The sequence below is a fragment of the Chitinophagales bacterium genome, from assembly GCA_040877935.1.
GTDB lineage: Bacteria > Bacteroidota > Bacteroidia > Chitinophagales > CAIOSU01 > JBBDNB01.
Genome location: JBBDNB010000034.1, coordinates 1 through 19,636 on the forward strand (window position 1 = coordinate 1; position 19,636 = coordinate 19,636).

16 protein-coding genes are annotated in these 19,636 nt (G+C 39.3%); 5 read left to right on the plus strand and 11 right to left on the minus strand.

Features of this window, described 5'->3' with window-relative positions:
* Positions 1-247 precede the first annotated feature (247 nt).
* The 3 genes from WD048_08700 to crtI all read right to left on the minus strand — a co-directional run bounded on the left by WD048_08700 (position 248) and on the right by crtI (position 2,642).
* The gene (locus WD048_08700) at positions 248-616 is read right to left on the minus strand and encodes a type II toxin-antitoxin system VapC family toxin (protein ID MEX0812282.1); all 369 of its coding nucleotides are present in this window, start codon (positions 614-616) and stop codon (positions 248-250) included.
* Positions 609-938 (minus strand): hypothetical protein, encoded by a 330-nt coding sequence (locus tag WD048_08705; GenBank protein ID MEX0812283.1) that lies wholly within the window; start codon positions 936-938, stop codon positions 609-611. The genes WD048_08700 and WD048_08705 overlap by 8 nt, the downstream gene beginning before the upstream one ends.
* A 231-nt stretch (positions 939-1,169) precedes the next feature.
* Positions 1,170-2,642 carry a phytoene desaturase family protein gene (gene crtI, locus WD048_08710; GenBank protein MEX0812284.1) on the minus strand — a complete coding sequence of 491 codons (1,473 nt, stop codon included), beginning with the start codon at positions 2,640-2,642 and terminating at the stop codon, positions 1,170-1,172.
* Positions 2,643-2,738: 96 nt separating this feature from the next.
* Between crtI and WD048_08715 the strand changes: the two genes are divergently transcribed.
* The 4 genes from WD048_08715 (at position 2,739) to WD048_08730 (ending at position 6,292) form a co-directional block, all read left to right on the plus strand.
* A complete protein-coding gene (locus tag WD048_08715; protein ID MEX0812285.1) occupies positions 2,739-2,981 on the plus strand; it encodes a hypothetical protein in 243 nt (80 codons plus the stop codon).
* Positions 2,982-2,992: 11 nt separating this feature from the next.
* Entirely contained in the window at positions 2,993-4,216 is a 1,224-nt protein-coding gene (locus WD048_08720) for a hypothetical protein (protein ID MEX0812286.1), read from the plus strand.
* Positions 4,213-5,415, plus strand: a complete 1,203-nt coding sequence (locus WD048_08725) for an FAD-dependent oxidoreductase (protein MEX0812287.1) — start codon at positions 4,213-4,215, stop codon at positions 5,413-5,415. Before WD048_08720 ends, WD048_08725 begins: the two co-directional genes overlap by 4 nt.
* Positions 5,416-5,872: 457 nt before the next feature.
* Positions 5,873-6,292, plus strand: a complete 420-nt coding sequence (locus WD048_08730; GenBank protein ID MEX0812288.1) for a hypothetical protein — start codon at positions 5,873-5,875, stop codon at positions 6,290-6,292.
* Between the two features lie 305 nt (positions 6,293-6,597).
* Here WD048_08730 and WD048_08735 read toward each other — a convergent pair whose 3' ends face one another.
* Both WD048_08735 and WD048_08740 read right to left on the minus strand, forming a co-directional pair.
* Positions 6,598-7,761: a fibrobacter succinogenes major paralogous domain-containing protein gene (locus tag WD048_08735; protein ID MEX0812289.1), complete on the minus strand. Its 1,164-nt coding sequence runs from the start codon at positions 7,759-7,761 to the stop codon at positions 6,598-6,600.
* Between the two features lie 6 nt (positions 7,762-7,767).
* Positions 7,768-8,295, minus strand: a complete 528-nt coding sequence (locus WD048_08740) for a T9SS type A sorting domain-containing protein (protein MEX0812290.1) — start codon at positions 8,293-8,295, stop codon at positions 7,768-7,770.
* Positions 8,296-9,122: 827 nt separating this feature from the next.
* On the opposite strand from WD048_08740, the gene WD048_08745 reads away from it, so the two are divergent.
* Positions 9,123-10,553: an AMP-binding protein gene (locus WD048_08745; GenBank protein ID MEX0812291.1), complete on the plus strand. Its 1,431-nt coding sequence runs from the start codon at positions 9,123-9,125 to the stop codon at positions 10,551-10,553.
* A gap of 101 nt (positions 10,554-10,654) precedes the next feature.
* On the opposite strand, the gene WD048_08750 is transcribed toward WD048_08745, so the two are convergent.
* From WD048_08750 to WD048_08775, 6 genes are all read right to left on the minus strand, one after another.
* Positions 10,655-11,773, minus strand: a complete 1,119-nt coding sequence (locus tag WD048_08750) for a sulfotransferase (protein MEX0812292.1) — start codon at positions 11,771-11,773, stop codon at positions 10,655-10,657.
* A 21-nt stretch (positions 11,774-11,794) separates the two neighbouring features.
* On the minus strand, positions 11,795-13,030 hold the full coding sequence (locus tag WD048_08755) for an O-antigen ligase family protein (GenBank protein MEX0812293.1): 1,236 nt from the start codon (positions 13,028-13,030) through the stop codon (positions 11,795-11,797).
* Between the two features lie 89 nt (positions 13,031-13,119).
* Positions 13,120-13,479 carry a hypothetical protein gene (locus tag WD048_08760; GenBank protein MEX0812294.1) on the minus strand — a complete coding sequence of 120 codons (360 nt, stop codon included), beginning with the start codon at positions 13,477-13,479 and terminating at the stop codon, positions 13,120-13,122.
* An 11-nt stretch (positions 13,480-13,490) separates the two neighbouring features.
* The gene (locus WD048_08765; protein MEX0812295.1) at positions 13,491-15,848 is read right to left on the minus strand and encodes a penicillin acylase family protein; all 2,358 of its coding nucleotides are present in this window, start codon (positions 15,846-15,848) and stop codon (positions 13,491-13,493) included.
* A 297-nt stretch (positions 15,849-16,145) separates the two neighbouring features.
* On the minus strand, positions 16,146-17,447 hold the full coding sequence (hemL, locus tag WD048_08770) for a glutamate-1-semialdehyde 2,1-aminomutase (GenBank protein MEX0812296.1): 1,302 nt from the start codon (positions 17,445-17,447) through the stop codon (positions 16,146-16,148).
* A gap of 353 nt (positions 17,448-17,800) precedes the next feature.
* Positions 17,801-18,661 carry a bile acid:sodium symporter family protein gene (locus WD048_08775; GenBank protein ID MEX0812297.1) on the minus strand — a complete coding sequence of 287 codons (861 nt, stop codon included), beginning with the start codon at positions 18,659-18,661 and terminating at the stop codon, positions 17,801-17,803.
* Positions 18,662-19,636: the final 975 nt, after the last annotated feature.

Below are 19,636 nucleotides of genomic sequence, written 5' to 3' on the forward strand. Positions count from 1 at the left end.
TTGAAAAATTAATGGAATCTTAGATTTATGGTGCTTTTCGACCAGACACTATTTAATTTTATAGATTAGTGGGAATTGATGCCAAGAGGCATCATATGTTTATAACAGAGCAGAAACCACCCTTGTCACCGACTCCGGAGGAGTCGTATGTTTCTGTTTTAGTTAAGCCCGGTAATCCATAGCGGGGACGCTACTGATAGGAGGGAGATATTTTATAAAAATTATAAATGATTGGATGTTGCCGTATTTATTTTTGTAAAGGATCAATTACAACAATATCTTTAATGTGTTTGAAATCTTTGGTATTGTGCGTATAGAGTGGGATGTTGAAATTTTTAGCAGAGGCTGCAATAATTGCATCAGCTGTGCTTATTGATTTTCCTTTTCTGATAAGTATTGCCTCATTAATTACAGCTGTACTAATATTTACAGGGCTTATATTTTTGAAAAATAGCTCCAGTGCCAATTCTTCATCTGGTTCTAAATTAAAATAGCCAAAAACTTCAAGTCTTGAAATTTCAGATACCAATAAACGAAATGAGGAAAGCTTGTTGCGCAGCGCTTTATTTCTTGTAGCGTAAATGATTATGTTGGAATCAAGTAAAACCTTATCCATTTTTTCTGTTTAGCACTTTGTCTTTTCGAATTTGCCTTTGCCATTTTACCGGATCTTTGATTTTATCAAAAGTCTTATATTCCGATAAGGCTTCCAGGGCTTTCATTGCTTTGGATGTATCAGGTTTATATTCGCCTATTTTTTTCTCGTTTTTTTCATGTCGATCGATTTCCGCAATGGCTTCTGAAAGATCGGTTTTCATTTGTCTGTTTTCAATCAATTCACGGTATTCACTGACCAGGCTTTTCCAAAGATTGATTGGGATTTGCACAGCAGTTTTTTTGCCTTTTTGATCTGTAATGTATTTCAGGGGGATTGACATGGCTAAATGCTTTGTTTCAAATATAAAATTTTAAAGCCGCATTATGCAATTGCTTTTTTTGCATAATTTGACGAATGAAAATCAATAACTAATCTTAATAATAAGTGAACTGAAACGGTGATTTTCATTGTCATGGTTAAACCAAATATTGGGCTTGATAATTCCATTGATAGGATTTGAATGAAACAAAGGAGGAATATCTGGGTTAAGTCACAACAATCAGGTTTGGATTTAAACCAACCCTTCAACAATTTCGGCAGAAAGCAAGCTAAGCGGCACTCCCGATCCAGGATGTACGGTGCCCCCCGCAAAGTATAGGTCTTTGACTTTTGGTGCAAAATTGGGATGGCGCAAAAATGCGCTGAAAACTCCATTGGAGCTGTTGCCATAGATAGAACCAAAAACATTTCCGTCTCTTTTGGCAAAATCCACAGGGCTGAGGTATTTTTCAAAATCAATCAATGGCTCAATATCCCGATTCAATTGTTTGGAAAGCCTTTGGATAAGCCTGGTTCTACTTTCCTTGATTATTGCTTCCCAATCTTGCCCCGCATCACGTGGCGCATTGAGGTATACAAACCAATTTTCGCAAGCTGCCGGTGCATCTTCTTTTCGTAGTTTGCTGCCAATATGCATATACATTCCGGGTTCTTCAGGCATCTCCAAGCGTTTGAAAATGGCATCGTATTCCGCTTTTTGATCTTTGGGCAAAAACATATTGTGCACGCCCAGTTCCGGAAATTCAGCTTTCATCCCCCACAATGCCAATAAAGGGGCATTCGATTTTTCCCGCTTTAAATACAGCGGTACCTTGTATTTTTCATCCAGCAATTTTTCATAGGTAGAATTGACATCTATGCAGCTCACCACTATATCAGAGCGGTATTCCTGCTCATCGGCTTCTATACCGCAGGCTTTTTTATTAGCGGTGATGATCTGCCGGATATCCGCATTGAATTCAAATTGAACGCCTACTTCATTCGCCAGTTTGTAGAGTGCATTGGCGATTTGCTCAATTCCGCCCACAGGATAATAGGTGCCCAGGTTCATTTCATAATGTGCAATGACATTGAAAGTAGCAGGTGTTTCAAAAGGATTGGAGCCATTGTAACTGGCAAAACTGTTGAAAATCTTTTGCAAATAAGGGCTATTAAAATGCTGCGCATTGGATTTGCTCATGCTTTTAAATGCCTTTATCCTGTGAAAAAGTAAAGTGCCGCGCAGTGCTTCCCAGTTCAGGTAGGTCTTTATTTTGTGCAATGAACTTCTCAGAAAGACCTTTTCCGTGAGGCGGTGTTTTTCCTTTACCGAATTTAAAAACCCGTTGATGTTATTGATGTCCTCGCCCAATTCTACCGCCCAGTTTTGAGCGGTTTTCTGTGGATCTGCCAAGGCAGTGAGTTTTCTGCCATCTTCGAAAAAATAATTGAAAACAGGGTCTAATTTTTGAAACTGAATATATTCGTCAGGGTTTTTGCCGCTGATCTTAAAAAGCTCCCGGATGTACTCGGGCATAGTGATTACCGAAGGGCCAATATCAAAATGATAGCCTTGTCCGCTAATGCGTTGGATTTTTCCGCCCGGGATTTTGTTTTTCTCAAATACCTGAACTGCAAAGCCTTTGGCACGCAATCTAATGGCTGTAGCCAGGCCTGCCAGACCGGCACCAATTACTATGGCTTTTTTCTGTTTTTTCTCAGTCAATGGAGTAGCGTGTAGAATTGTTATTTTTGTGCATTAATTGCTACGCAAAAATAGTGGGAATTTTTGTTCTAATATCCATCATCCAATATCTAAATCATGACCCAACAAGAGATAGAAAAAGAAATACTTGATTATTTACAAGAACATTTGGTGACAGCAAATACAGCTATGGATGTAGATACGCTGTACAGTGATATTGGCCTGGATTCCTATTCGCTGATAGAAATGTTACTTTATTTAGAAGCAAAATACCATTGCAGTTTGTTGGATGGGGCAACACAAAAGACAGATTTGGAAAGTACCACAGCTCTGGCCGGATTTATTCATTCCAAAATATAAACCCGCAATTCGTGCACAATAAGAGTTTTATCAATGGTGCAGATTATTTTCAATTGTACCTCGACCGTGAAAACAAAAAACAGGGAGCCGCAACAAATGCTGTGAGGCTTTTATTGATATTCGAAGGCAAAGTTGATTTAAATGCCCTGAAAGAAAAGCTGGAAAATGCCGACATTCTTTCTGAAATCAATGGGCTTGACCTAAAATCATCTGCTTTTAAAAATTATTTTTTCTGGCAAAAAGGGGCGTCCAAAAAGACACCGGTAAGTATTCAGCAATGGAATGAAAGACCAGAAGCATTGCAGCCCTTTGAAGATTTGGAGCAAAACGAATGGCTGCGCATTAATTTATTGAACGGTCAAAAAAAAGATGCCGTGCTGTTTCATATGCATCATATTATTGCCGATAATAAAGGCTTTCAGCAATTGATTCAAAAACTGAATGAAAACCCGGGGGCTTCAATAGAAGTTGCACAGCAAATTAAAAAATGTGGTACAGTCGCAACTTTTTTCAAACATACCTGGCAGATGCTGAAACCCAAAAAGGGGCGTATGCTTACATTTGCGAATAAGCAAGCAAAGCATTCGGGAATAAAATTTCATTTGCTCAGCAAGAATATCAATGAAGTTTCAACACTCAAAAATGCAATGGCGGGAGTGGTCATTCCGGGAGCGAGTACCGTTTTTTTAAGCCATATTTCTGCTGTAATAGAAAAGTGGTGCAAACCTGTTCAAAAAGGAGATTATTTCTGGGTGCCCGTGCCGGTAGATCGCAGAAAAAAAGGGCAGAAAGATTTTTCGCTTGGAAATCAATTGAGTTTTTTGTTCTATAAAATAGAATGCGGCCAAAGTGATGCGCAGCGTATGGAAAGTCTGCAAACGCAAATTATAGAACAGGCCAAAAAGAGAGCGGTGAAAAACTATGAGCAGTTGAGCAATACCATGACTAAATTTCCTTATCCATTGTACAAAGCCATGTTGGAATTGCCCGATCGGGGAAAATTTTGCTCTTTTACCTATTCTGATTTGGGACACAATTTTAAGAACATGACCCGGTTTATGGGAGAAAATTTAAGCGATGTGATTAATTTTCCTTCTGTGCCACTGGCTCCGGGTATTGTTTTTGTTACGATGCACTATCGCAATAATTTTCACTTGGTAATGGGGACAGACGAAAATATCATCTCTGATTCTGACGCAAAGCTTATTTTAAGGGAAATTTCGAAAAAAATATGAGTGCTGCTGCAATGGCATATGATGTAGTGATCTGTGGTGCTGGAAGTGCGGGGATTGCGGCTGCGGTTCAAGCTGCAAACTGCGGGATGAAAACAGCATTGATTGAAAGGCTGAATTTCCCGGGCGGCAAAGCTACAGCAGCGGAAGTGCGTACCCTTTGTGGATTTTATTACAGTGGAAGGAAAAAAGCGGAATTTTTACACAGGGGATTTCCAAAAGCATTTGCTGAAAAAATTATGCAGGCAGGAGGAACCAAACCGCTTTCCTTTGATCGTGATTTGCATTTTATTCCCTATAATCCATTGCATTTTAAAATCATTGCAGAACAGTTTTTGAAGGAAAGTGGCGTGGATATTTATTATCATTCCTGGCCATTGGCTGTGCGAACAAATACTGCGGGAAAAATCGAATCGCTTAATATTTTAAACAAAGACAGAAAGCTTGAATTCCAGGCTAAATATGTGATTGATTGCAGTGGTGAATCGATGGTGGCTGCTTTAATGGATTTACCCCAGCTAAAGGATAAAGCCTATCAGTCGGCAACACAGGTTTTTACCCTGGGCAATATTGCTTTGCCGGATGATGCATTGCTCAATATGATCGTCAATAAGTCCATCGCAAAAGCTGTTTCTACCGGAGCATTGCCGGAATCCTTTGATCGGCTGAGTGTGATTCCGGGAACATTTAAACAGGACAGCGCAAGCTTTAAATTTTTGATTGCTGAAAAAACGCTTGACAAGAATAACATCCATAGTCAATTTGAAATGATGGCCCGGGAGCGTGTTGTGGAAGTTGTAAAGTTTTTGAAAGGCAATGTTGATGGTTTTTCCAAAGTCGAAATCAGCTCTATTGCTTCAGAACTGGGCATTAGAACCGGGCGAAGACTTGCAGGTAAATATCAATTGACCCGAAATGATGTGTTGCAATCCAAACGCTTTGCTGATGCTGTTGCAAGAAGCAGTTGGCCCATAGAAAAATGGGGTGTGGAAAAGCGAGTTTCAATGACCTATCCCGAATCTGGTGATTTTTATGAAATTCCCCTGCGCAGCCTCCAATCCGCTTATTGTGAAAACCTACTGGCTGCCGGACGCGGCATTTGTGCCGATGAAGATGCGATTGCAAGTGCCCGGGTAATAGGAACTTGCATGGCTACCGGAACAGCGGCAGGTGCTTTTGTTGCTGAAAAAATTAAAACCTGAGTTCGGAAATTTTTTAGTGCTCACCTGCCCGACTAAAGTCCTGCCCGAACTGGGACAGGCGGGGAATGTCAGGAAATCTCCAAAGATTAAGTCGAAAAGCAAAGCCTATATTTATCCCCAACTTTTCCAAAGTTCCAAAACTTTGGAAAAGTTTAAATCCCAAGGAGCAAAGAAAGAATCTTGATGGGTTTGCTGTTGATTGGGGCAGTATGCATTCGCTATACGCATGGCCAATGCAGCAAATGCGCGCAAGTTATGGAGGAGAGGCATTTGCAATACGACAAAATTGCAACAATTAATGGTGAAAATTTATCATTTTAATTGTTAGTATAGGATTCACATCAATCATCATTTATCAAGTTCAGTCAAAATAGATTTATTTGATAAAAATTAGTAGTAGAGTAAAGTTTTTAACTACATTTGTATTTTAAGATTCTTAACACAAAAATTTAAAATGATGAAAACGACAAAGCTAATTGAGATCGATATAGACGTATATAAATATATTATAAACAACAGCAACTATATTGATGAACGTGAAAATCAAATCTTAAGGCGATTGTTTGGTTTGAAAGAAATAGACAAATCTTCGCTGTACCAAAAGGAAAATGATGGGATAAAATCAAAAGGGGTTTTTCTTAAAAATGGAACTAAATTGAGGGGAAATTACAAAGGAGAACCTATCATTGCTGCTATAGTCAATAAAAAGATTTTTGTTGAGCAAGTAGATGAATTCTTTACTTCTTTTTCTTCTGCTGCTAGTTCAATAACTGATTCAACAAGTTCAAGAATAAACGGCTGGTTGTTTTGGGAGTATTTTGATGATGAAACCAAAACCTGGAGCGTAATTAATGAATTGAGAAAACAAAAAATTTAGACTATGAAAAGGGACACGATATCTAAAATTGAAAACAAAATATTCAAATTATCTGTAAGTGTAGATAAAAACGCTAATAAGCTATGTGCTGTAGCAGATGAAATTATTAATCATGCAATTTTAAATAAGATAATAAGCCATGAGAATAGCGAAACTATACACATAAAACTAAACGGTTATTTTAAAGCTTTCGAGGACAGCAATGAATCTGTATATTACGATTTGACTCGGAATGAAATATTACGATTTTGTGAGTTTCTAAAAAATCAATAAGGTCTTAACACTATTCATTTAAGACAGCTAAATCAATCTTTTAAACAACGTACAGTAATGCCCACACTTAAATGTTCGGATTCAAAATATGTTAACTCAAAACCACTTTCTATTCCTAGGAATATGTTTTCGTCAACCCATAAAGAATCAGAAGCCCACCATCCAGCTATGCTATCCATAGAAACGTATTCATTATTCATTGTGATTTGATTTCCACGTCCACCTCCCGGATGACCTGAGAATCCACTTGAATTACTTGCATTAGTGTTTGGAGAAACCCATAATCCAGTTCCATTTTGAATAGTACCTTTGCTTTTCATCTTTCCACCGGCTACATTTTCACCTCCCAGAAAATTAATAAGCGTGTCCCATTCTGCTATAGTTGGGACATGCCATCCTGTTGGGCAAAGATTTCTATTGTCTGAAACAGCATACCAATTATACAATTTTCCGTAAGGGACATTAAACTGATTGTTGTTTTCATAAAAGCACCAGGCACCACTTGTAAGGTCAAACCATTGTGTGCTATCTATAATATTTGGAATAGGATGACCATTGGCATATCGTGTTACCCTCAAATTTTCAGCCATCCATTCCTGATTACCAATTATCACAGTTTGATAAGAATTTCCATCAATATCAGTTACACCATTTCCAGGATTGTCAATCGTAATAAAACTCAATTCATTTCCATAAGCCACACCATTAATATTAATAGCATAAGCTCTCACAAAATATGTGGTATTGGTTTGAAGTCCAGATAAACTTACTGAGTAATTTCCTGTCCCCATTCCATTAGCAATATAGTTATCATCAATAGTAGGTTCGGGTTGTAAGCCCCAACAAACACCTCGTTCTGTTATTGGTGAACCACCGTCATAACTAATGCTTCCTCCAGTTGCAGCAGAATTTGAGGTAATATTACCAATAGGTAAAGTAATCAATGTTGGAATATTACCCAAGTTGTTTGAAGAGTATGTAATACTATCTATATCATTAAGTACCACTTGGTAAAGTGTACCATTGTTCTGATAAATATTCATAGTTGGTGGAGGAATTGTCGAAAAATCTACACTGTCAATATCTGCTAATGAGATTTGTAAAATAGTCCCATTACTCTGATAAATATTCATGGTGGTTTGTGCCATTGTGCTTAGCCCCATTGCAATCAATATTATGCTTAGAATCCTTTTCATTTGCTGTTATTTTTTGATGATCATCTGTTTGCTTACAGTCATGCGCTCGCTACTGATGCGGTAGATATAGGTGCCGCTTGCTGCTTCGGGCAATTGCACCTGATGTGTTTGTTTTCCTGCTTGCTGCGTGCCTTCAAAAACATCCTTAATGGTCTTTCCTTCAATATTGACAATCGAAACTTGGATTTTGGCAGTTTTTGGAAGGGTATAAGCTATTTGAAAATTGCCATTATTGGGATTCGGGTAAGCTTGAATTTCTAAAGCATTCATGTTTTCAAGGGCCTGCTCAATGCCCACGGTCGTTTCATCATACTGGAATTTTTGAATGGTGCTGATGTCATTTGAGTAAACGGTACCGTCTTTCAATTTAAGGTTGAGTATATTTCCCGTGAATGTAATCTGGGCAACATCTTCCAGGTCATAACTGGATTTGCTACCATCGGTATAATCAAATTCAACGGATTGAGCCATCAGCCCAGAACTCAGCAACAGCCCTAAGATTATTGTTGTGGTAATGGTAAATAAATGCTTCATGTTTTTGAATTTTAGATAAATACAAATTTAAGATTTTTTTCTGGTTTTATTTTGGCAAGCTTTTGTTTTTCATAGATGGAGATTCCACATAAATTTTCTGAGGAAAATTTTCTGGAATGACGGCTGTATTTGGGCTGTTTTCCCTTGAATAACCACTAAGCCCAATCAAAGTCAGACCGCTTTTCAAAGCTGCCCCAAACTTTATCCAATTGACAGCCATCCCTTTTTCCAGGGTAGGGATTGCTTCGCTCAGTCATCCGATGACTATGGTTCATTGGCTGCACAGGTAAGGCAGGGGATGCACAAATTCCACAAACAGCAGTCATCGGATGACTTGGCTTCTGATTTAGCGGTCAGACGGTTTTCTCACAGGTTGCAAAACAGATTCAATCATACACAACTTTGATAAACAAACCGTCAGACCGCTTTTCAAAGCCGGCTCCAAACTTCATCCAATTGACAGCAATCATTTTTCCAGGATAGGGATTGCTTCGCTCAGTCATCCGATGACTATGGTTCCTTGGCTGCACAGCTAAGGCTGGGGATGTACAAATTTCACAAACAGCAGTCATCGGATGACTTGGCTTCTGATTTAGCGGTCAGACGGTTTTCTCACAGGCTTCAAAACGATTTAATCCTACCAACACAACTTTGATAAACAAACCGTCAGACCGCTTTTCAAAGCCGGTCCAAACTTTATCTGATTGACAGGAATCCCTTTTTCCAGGATAGGGATTGCTTCCGCTCAGTCTTTGATTAAAGGCCTTTGATAAAAAATCCAGATTTATCTTTTAGTTTACCTAATCTGAATCATGTAAATTTGCCAAATGCAATTGTACGAAACACTGCGCAAGAGTGGAAAGAAATATGGAGAGCGGACAGCCTTTATTGAAGCATCCGGAAACCTAAGCTATGCTGGTTTTTGGGCAAAAGTGGAGCAGAGAAAGCAAGACTTGCTCGAAATTGGTATTCAGAAGAACGATGGTGTGGGCATTCTCTTTGACAATAGCAGCGATTTCATGCTGCATTTGTTGGCTGTATTGGGGACAGGAGCTGTGGCCATGCCCGTTTCCATCCATTTCAAACAAGATGAGCTAAAGGAAAGTATTCGTGCTACTGGCTTGAATTGGCTGATTGCAGATGTGAACCAAACAAATTGGCGTGCCAGCGATTTTGAGAAAAAACCTTTGGACGAAAGGGTAGCGTATGCGCATTTTCCAGAACACACGAAGCTAAAGTCCAAACTACAACAATTTCCAGATCCAGCATTTATCCGATACACATCCGGCACAACCGGACTTTCCAAAGGTGTTTTGATTACACATACTGCTGTTTTGCAGCGCATTCAGGCTGCCAATGAAGGTTTGAAATTAGATGCCTCAGATCGAGTTTTGTGGGTTTTGCCCATGACCTATCATTTTATGGTCTCCATGATCTTGTACCTGGAACAAGGGCTTTGCCTGATCATTGCGCCCGATTTTACAGCCGATACACTTGTGGGCAGGGCCAATGCCTATAAGGCAACAATGCTTTATGCTTCGCCTTTTCATATCCGTTTGTTGAGCACCGCCAAAGGAAAGTCTTTCAGTACCTTGAAGCGGGTTATTTCTACTTCTGCGGGAATTTCACCGGAGCTCTGCCGGCAGTTTGAAGAGAATTATAATCTTCCGGTTTCGCAAGCTTATGGCATTATTGAAATTGGTTTGCCGCTGATCAATTTGGAACATGCTTCTGAATGTCCTGAATCCGTTGGTAAGCCTTTGCCTGATTACGAGGTAGTTATTCTGGACAAAGAAGCAAATATTGCCGGGAAGGGTGAGAAAGGTCAATTGGCCATTAAAGGTCCCGGAATGTTTGCGGCATATTTAGAACCTTTTATGCTTCAAAATCAGGTTTTGTTTAATGGTTATTTCCTAACAGGGGATACCGCCAGTATTGATGAAAAGGGACTTGTAAGAATTGAGGGGCGCACAAAATCCATGATCAACGTATCGGGCAATAAGGTGTTTCCCGAGGAAGTGGAAGGCGTATTGGAGCAGCATCCCGCTGTGCAAATGGCCAAAGCTGAAAAGGCCGATCATCCGCTTTTGGGCGAAATAGTTGTGGCAAAAATTATTCTGAAAGAAGGCAAATACAGTGATATCGAAGCTATTCAGGCTTTTTGTAAGGAAAGGCTTTCCAGTTTTAAAATTCCCAGGAATATTGAAATAGTAAAGGATCTGGAAATGACCAAGACGGGGAAGATTAAAAGGCATTGAATATAGTTTACTTGTTGATTGGTAAGAGTTTGTTGACTCAAAGTAAAATCTTATTAGCCAAAAGAAAGCGATCTTATTCGTGCATTAGTGGCAATTCAAAGTTATTTCTGCTTGTACCCAAATGCCTCAAAAGCAAAAGCCCATTCTTGCTCTATTCGTTTTTGAACAGCTGCATCCAGTTCAAAAACATTGGTTTGGTAATTTTCATAGGCTTTCCATTCGGCTTCAAAAGCAGCTTTAACCTGTGAAAATTGATTGGGGTAAAATTTAGAATAAATATTTTTCAACAGCGGCAAGGGGTCTTGTGTAAAATCTTCATAAGCGATCTCAACTAAATTTTCAGGAGCAATTAATGTCTTGTCTTGTAAATACTTTTGCATCATGGCTTTGTAGCTGTAAAAAATAAAATCCTGAACAGCTTTGCCTTCAACCTTTTGCAAAGAGGTAAAGGGCAGAATTTTTTCATACAGGCGTTCATTGGACAAAAACACTTTGTAAGGATTGCGATAGATGTGAATAAATTTAGCATCGGGAAAAATCTCAAGGATTTCCCTGGCTCTTGTGGTATTGTTGGGGCTTTTTAGTAGAAGGGTTTTGCCGCTATTTTTGTGGTTGATTTTTTTGCAGAAATAGAGAAAGTATTTTTTCCATTCCTCTTTAGCAGCTTCATTTTTAAACAATACATTTTCATCAAAAAAGCGCTGCATTTGTCGCGGGTACAAATAGGCCTGTATCATCGACTTTGAAGTCAAATTTCCCAGTGCAAACTCCTCTTCTTTGGGCATATCCGCACCCATTTTTAGATTGTCCATCGGGCGGGTTTCCGGTAGGGCTTTTTTCAAAATGCCCGATAAAATTCCGCCCATTGTCAGGTAGATATTGGGAAGCAAAGCCTGTGTAGTGGTGCAATAATTGAATTGCGGGTCTTTGCTCAGCAGATACTGCAGCAAGGTAGTTCCCGATCTTGGATGTCCGAGGATAAATAGTGGAGCTTTAATTTTCTCTCTTTGTATTTTGTTTGAAAAGCGTATTTTTTCCAGCCACTGCACCGGAGCATTGAACAACACATTGCCCGAAATAAAAAACACTTTTGGCAAATAGGCCGTATCAAAATCAAAACCGGCATCTTTCAGGCTGTTCCACCAGGCAGAGGGAGATGCGCCCATGCAGGGGTGTCCACTGAAATTGAAAGCATCTTTTTTGCTGAATTTTAGCTGCATGGCGTAAATTATAGACTCAGATTATTCTCCCTTTTCCTGAAGCGTATTTTTGTATTTGATACAAAACAAAGTAAAAAACAGGTAAGCTGCAGTTCCAATTTGTCCTTCCAGTGTTGCTTCTGTCATAAAGGAGCTCAAAAAAATCACCTGAATAACGCCAAACAATGCAAAGCGATAATTGTAATCCTGAAACACCGGAACAAATATGCTCAGGCAAAAATATAGTAAGCCCAGCAATCCCAGGCCTGTGAATATATACACAAACTGATTGTGTGGCGTGTGTCTTTCCCCTTCTTCGATATAGGGGTACTTAGCATCATACACTTCGATTACAGCACTTTTCACATCACCCATTCCCACTCCAATCATAGGTGATTTTTTGCCGGCTTCTATGCCGCTTAAAATCGAAATAATGCGACCTGAATCGGAATATCCCGTATGCTCATCGCCCTGAAACATTTTTTCCAGGTCGTAGCGCATATAATTCCATTTGCCTTTTAAAGTGGGCGAGAGTTGAAGCGCTGTAAATACAGCAACAGTAATGATCAGCAAAGCGGCAATCTGGTATTTCCATTTTTTTCTGAACACATAAATGATCACAAAAATCCAGGCAAAATACAGCCCCAGCAAGCCGCTCCTTACCGAAAGCAGATGTAGAAAAGCAAAGATCAGTACTGCTGCAAATGCAAATGTCAGTGCCCATTTTGTTTTTGAACTGCAGTAGTATTGATAAGCCAGCCATGCAGCTACAAAATGTGCAATACTCAATAAGATGCTAAACCTGATGTGATTGATAGGCGTGGGAATAACCTGCCCCTGTCTGTAGAGTTGGTTGTACAATTCCGGATCGGAAAAATAGGAGTACAGGGGATAAACCATACCCGATAGATTGAAAAGCACAAAAACGCCTAAAATTCCCAACAAATAAGGTTTTTCGATTTTTGGCAGGGTAACGAAAACCAGTGGCAGAAAAGCAAAGGGGATCTTTACCCTGAGGCGTGTGAGGAACAATTCCTGATTCTCTGAGTAAATACCAGAAACAGCGTAAATCAGAAACAAACCCGATATCAAGAGTAGTTCTTTGCGCTTTAAAAAATGCTTGAAGTCCTGGAAAAAATTGCGATTGAGCAGAGCCACTACAGCAAGTAATATCATTGCATTGCTCAAAACCACACGGGAATAAAAAAGCCCAAAGAAAAGTCCGGCAAATGCCAGTAGTGTTGCGTTTTTTCTGTTGATAATTTGGCTGATGCTCACTTATCAGGCTTTTTTTTTGATGCAATCAAAACGATGTTTCAAGCTGTAAATTGCCGGGTTAATATGCTTTTATTAGAACAAAACCTCGCTTAGTTTTTACGCACAATTCCACGCAATAAAGCACCCGAAGCAGCAGAAAAAGCAGCGGCAATTCCTGCGATCACTGCGGATACAATTAAGAGCAAATGCACATTGTTCAATTGAAACAATTCGGTCATTTTTTGAGCAAGTATAAAATCATTTTTTTGATTGATCAGATATGCCAATACCAGCCACTCAAGGGTGATCACGAAAAAGGCAATGATAAATGCTTTCAGGGCATTGCCCAGAAAAAGTGATCCTGATACAAAGGCAATAAGCATAATAATCCACCAGGGCAGCCAAAGTTGGCCTAGAGTTGTGAATATGAATAGAAAACTTGCGAATATAAGTACTGGTGCTTTTTTCATTGCCATAGCTTTTAGTTTTTTGCTGGGTAATAATTTACAGTTTCCATTTTCCATTTATCCACCTGTTCGGCACGGGTAATGAATTTCAGTTCAATGTATTTTCCCTTTTCCCAAAGTGGACTGTAATTGTCGTAATATCTGCTTGCCGGATTGCCCGATTGCCCCCCAGGATAGATGCCATAGGCTTCAATCTCATCACCCAGTGCCACGATCATTCTCCAGGAAGGACCATGCGTACCGCTTGTGGCATTTACAATATGTTTATTTCCACCGTTCATCAGTGGCTGTGAATGCAAGGGTTCTATCCTTGCCCAATGTCGCGCTTTGGTTCCTTTGTATTGATCCCATCTTACCTTGCTGTTTTCATTTTCAAATTCAGAATAAGCAAGATCGGATTCTTGAATTGCCATAAGAATCAATTCCTCAAAATTGCTGATGTTTTTGGCTTTGTTTTTTATAAAAGGATGGCTTGAATGATTCTTCAGAAAATTATTGCTGTAATAAAATGCAGGAGCTGTAAGACCGGCATCTTCTTTAAGTAATTCATCCCAGGTAAGCTCGTACAGGGTATTCCAGAAAATTTCGAAAGCTACGGCTGCTTTGGATTCCGCATGATTAAAATAATCCCATGTTTTGAGTTGTTCAATAACCTCGCTCTCAGGACTTTCGATAGTGTCGAGATAGGGAAGTAGCCATTCCATTACTTCCTCGGCCAGTAAGTTGTAATTGTCATTTTGCAATTGCATCATATCAGCAATTCTGAATTGCTCTTTTGACCGAAGTATATCATTAATCCTGCGGTTTCTGTAATACTGGTAAATCCCGTGATAAGGGTAAGGGTAGGTGGAATCCGTGGCATGTTGATTGGCCGAACTCACAAAACCTCTTTTTGGATTGTACACATGGGGAACATCTTCAAATGGAATAAATCCCTGCCACTGACTGTTGAGCTGATCTGCTTCTTGTATGAATTTCCCCTGGTCTTTTCTTCGAATGGGCAATTTACCCCTTTGCCAAAGCGCTATGTCTCCTGATTTTGAGGCAAACACAAAGTTTTGGGAAGGGCAGTTGTAGTGCTTTAAAGCTGCTTTATAGCCAGCGTAGCTTTTTGCCTTATTGAGCTGAATGAATGTTTTTAATTCATTGCCATAATCAAGTGCTGTCCAACGCAGCGCAAGTGGTGTAGTGCCTTTGTCCTGGAAAAAACCACGATCGTAGGTTACCGGGCCAAACTCGGTATAAATAAGGGTGTCAAATAAAGTTTCCTGTCCTTTAATTTTTATTTCTTCAATGTGCTTTTTGGTTTTGACCCATTGCCCACCTGAATTGTAAAACTCACGGGAATTGTCTTTGTAAATGATTTTATACCAGTCTTTTACATCCATAGCACCATTGGTTACGCCCCAGGCAATATTTTCATTAAATCCAATGATTATGCCGGGTGCTCCGGGAATCGTTACACCATAGACATTCACCCCTGGTGCTGTAAGTTGCATTTGGTACCAGATGCTGGGAATCTGTAACTGCAAATGCGGGTCATTGCAAAGTATAGGGCTTCCTGTAACACTGTTTTCCCCGTCAACCGCCCAATTGTTACTGCCGAGATAGGGTGGTGCTTTTTCATGTTCATTACTAACATAAACTTCCTTATTGGAGGAAGTGCGCAATGTATCCTCTCCTTTTATTATCACAGAATCTTTATAACTCAAAGGAATAACCGGGTCATTGTCTTCAACCAAAGGAAAATTAGGGTAAAGTACCTCTATAATTTCTTTGCCAAATTGATTCAGTGCATTGGTAAATTCAAAATCGTATTCTTTGCTGCTCAGCATTTTGGCCATGTACTTTATCAGCAATACCGATTTAATGGGTGCCCATTGTTCGGGGGCATAGTCGAGCAATTTATATTCAATAGGATAGTCGCGCGGCTCCAATTGATTGATATAGGCATTGACACCGGCTGTATAGGCATTTAGTATCTCGGCACTTTTTTTATCCTTTAGGATAAATGTCAGGTTTTCATCTGCGGCCTGTGGCAATCCAATTCTTCTTTGCATTCTGTCGAATTCCAGGGTGGCATTGCCTACTATTTCAGAGAGCCTGCCTGCTGCAGCATAGGAAATGAATTCCATTTGCCAAAGGCGGTCTTTTGCTGTATGATAGCCCTGCATATAAATTAGGTCGAGTTCATTTCCGGCATTGATATGCGGCACCTGCCATTCATCATAATAGATACTTACGGCAGCTTTTAAGCCATCAATTTTTTGAATTTCAGTGGCTAACTTTTCCTCAGCCTGCTGTACCTGCACACTGTAGCCTGTAAATGGACTGAGTATAGGGGCAATGCGCGGCAATTGTTTATCTCCCATTTTTTGAGGAAAATGCAAAAAATAAAACAGCGCGAAACTTAATAAAGAGAATAAGAGGAATAGCAGGAATCGCATTTCGTGAATTTTTGTTTCAATGCGAATTTAATGTAAAAAGTGAAAGTTTGTGGATTTGGGGCATGCGCATTTGATTTTTGACAATGACAATTGTCAAAACCCTAAACACCAAGCACTAAATCCTAAACAAAATCAAAATCCTGAATCTCAAATGTTTAAAACATTGATGAATTAGGTATTGTAGCTTGTTTGGGATTTCGATATTAGAGCTTAGGGTTTTAATCAAACAGTTTCGTTTAATTCATTTACAGCCTTTTCAGTCGCTTTCAAAGTTGCTTCCAATTCTTTATCTGTCAAAGCATTATTTAAAAAGCAGGATTCAAAAGCAGAAGGCGGTAAATAAACGCCTTCCTTTAACATGCCGTGGAAAAAGTTTTTGAACAAACCGTTGTCCGCAGATTTTTTGGCACTGTCAAAATCCCTAACCGGTTCCCCTCCAAAGTGTAGGCTGATCATGGAGCCCAATTGGTTGATTTGGTGCGCAATGCCTTTTTCATTCAGGATTTCTTGCCAGCCATTTTTCAAATAGACCGTTTTTTCATCCAATTCCGCATAGTGCTTGGGATTTTCTTTCAGTTCCTTTAATAGAGTAAAGCCCGCAACCATCGCCAATGGATTGCCCGAAAGCGTTCCCGCTTGGTAAACTGGGCCAACAGGCGCAATCACATCCATTATTTCCTGTTTTCCACCATAGGCACCCACCGGCAAACCGGCCCCGATGATTTTTCCATAAGTCATTAAATCCGCATCTATGCCCAGCAATTCCTGTGCGCCTCCAAAGGAAAGGCGGAACCCGGTCATCACTTCATCAAATATCAACACGATGTTTTCTTTATCGCACAAGCTGCGCAGGCCTTCCAAAAATCCTTTTTCCGGAATAATACAGCCCATATTGCCCGGAACGGGTTCTATAATGATGGCGGCAATTTCGCCCTTGTTCGCCTTTGTCAGTTTTTCAACAGCAGCCAAATCATTGTATGGAGCGGTGAGTGTGTCTTTGGCCGTTCCTTCCGTAACGCCAGGACTGTTGGGCAGTCCTAAAGTGGAAACCCCGCTACCGGCTTTGATCAAAAATGAATCGCCATGTCCGTGGTAGCAACCTTCAAATTTGATGATCTTGTCTTTTCCCGTAAATCCGCGGGCGGCACGAATGGCACTCATACAGGCTTCTGTTCCGGAATTCACCATGCGGATGCTGTCCACATTGGGCACATTTTCCGTAATCAGTTCTGCCATTTTTACCTCAATTTCCGTAGGCGCGCCAAAGGAAGTGCCGCTCAATGCAGCTTCCCGCACCGCTTCAATTACTGGTTCGTAGGCATTTCCCAAAATCATGGGACCCCAGGAACCGACATAATCAATGTAGCGATTGCCATCCACATCGGTGAGATAGGCGCCTTTGGCAGATTTGAAAAATATGGGATCGCCACCCACGGATTTAAATGCCCTTACGGGGGAATTTACGCCTCCCGGGATAAAATTTTGCGCTCTTTTAAATAGTTCTTTGGATGTTTCAAGGTTCATAGAAATGACTTTTTTAGATCAGGATTGCAAAACTAAGGAATTGAAGAGGCTTTTTGTTTGGGGTAAATGAGGCTTTCTATATGTAAACCCGAAAAAAGGGATGTATTAGGTTTGACCCGGACTAATGACGAAAAACGCCTTTTAATGTGTTTTTGTCAGGGTTTAACCCAGACATTTGAAAATCACCAAAGAGGTTTCCTTTGTAACTTGATAAGTTATTGATTTTTAAATCGTCTGATTACGCAATAGAAAACTATTGCATAATTCCGGTTTAATTGTAGAATACTAATGAGTTTCAAATACGCTGCTCAGAATATGTAATTTGTCTGTAATTAAACTTTGTCAATATCCCGCTATCCTTTTTTTCTATTCCCAATATAAATCATTAACAAAACTGCCGGAAACATTATCAGGCTGTAAATTGCAGAAGGAATGGTCATTACAGAATTTTGCAAAATTCCGGCAGCAATGGCAATACCCAGTGTGCCGTTTACTACACCCACTTCTATACCCACTGTTACTGCCTGGTCTTTTTGTTTGGTCAGTAATTTAGTGATGCCATAGCCCAGCAACATACCGCTGAGATTTAGGATCAATGCTACGGGCCCAGCCTTTTTGAAAAAATCAAGAATGTTTTCCCGTTCTTTCATCAGTGCAGCGAAAACAATCAATACCAGGAAAAGCGCAGAGAGTTTTTTTACGAGTGGCTCTGATTTTTTAGAAAGCTCAGGGTATTTATTATTGATGACCATACCGATCATTACAGGAATAATGGTAATGGCGAGAATTTGCAGAATGGTTTTCATAACTGGCAGCTTGATGAGCATTGTTTCACCCATAAACTGTTCCAGTCCTATATTAACAACAATAGGAATAGAAAAAACAGTAACACAGCTTGCAATTGCTGTAAGTGTAATGGAAAGTGCTACATCGCCTTTGGCAAGGTGAGCAATAAGATTGGTTGTGGCACCCCCCGGACAAGCTGCTAGCAAAACAAAACCCACTGCCAGTTCGGGTTGAAGGGGAATAAGAAAAAGAATCCCAAAAGTGAGCAGAGGTATCAGCAGTAATTTTAACACTAAACCAATAGCTACAGCCAGCGGAAAGCGCAACACCCGTTTGAAATCATTGGGTACAAGGGTTAAGCCCATTCCGAGCATAATGATAAAAAGTGCAAGTGGTAGAAAAACCTGGGTGATAATATTTGTTTCCATTTGTGAATTTGTAAGCGACTTGAATTTTGCTGAAAATTTCAGACTTAAAAAGCCCACAAAATAAGCATTCTTGATTTTTACCCCATCAAAATTTATAATTTACAACTTGGGCGGGGTCAACGAAGCAAATTTGTCTATATGTTCACATAGCGTAAATAAACCAATTAAAGTGCTGAAATTCTATGCGTATAAACCAATGTTTAGTTGTTTTACTCCAACTGTCAAATAATTAATAATAACGATTTGAATAGGCATAAATTTATGAAGTAGCTGATGAAATTAGGTGACAGTTTTTTATAAAAAAATACACGTATTTCTGTTTTTCAATTAAATATTTGATAGAATGATTCCAGAAGCGCAATAGGTTGTTTGTAGAATTTAAGCTCGTTTGCTTTATGATTAAATTCCAAATGAAAAATCAAAATTTTATCGGTGTCGAATTTTCGTAGTCTTATTAGAACTGAATCATAAAACTGTCATTTTTACAGGGTGTATTTAGTAGGGTTCATTGAAATAATTAAGCGTGAATTTATAAACCGGAAGGGTAGGAGCTTCTCAAAAATGGATTTGCAATAAGTAGAGATGAACATGAGTTCAATGATTTGAAAGTGCTGTCTTGTATGTGACAAGAATAGCTGCGGCACATTTTTTACAGTAAAGTCATCTGGTTTTAAAGTTTTTGCTGTAGTTTATTTTAATGGTTTAAATAAAACAATAAAAAACACTGATAAACAATAGTTTAAAGCTTTTTAAGTTTAAAAAATAAACACTGATTTATATACTCTAACCTTCATTTTATTCTGTTTTTAAATTACTTCAGTAGATTCTCATACATTTTTGTATTGAGGAATATACTACGGCAATAGTTGCATTTTTTTTGTATTTTTAAAGCATGAAAGATTTTCCCCGCTGGTTGCTTATCAGTATCGCTATAGCTGTTTTATTATTTCTTATCTGGTATTTTCAAAGTATAGT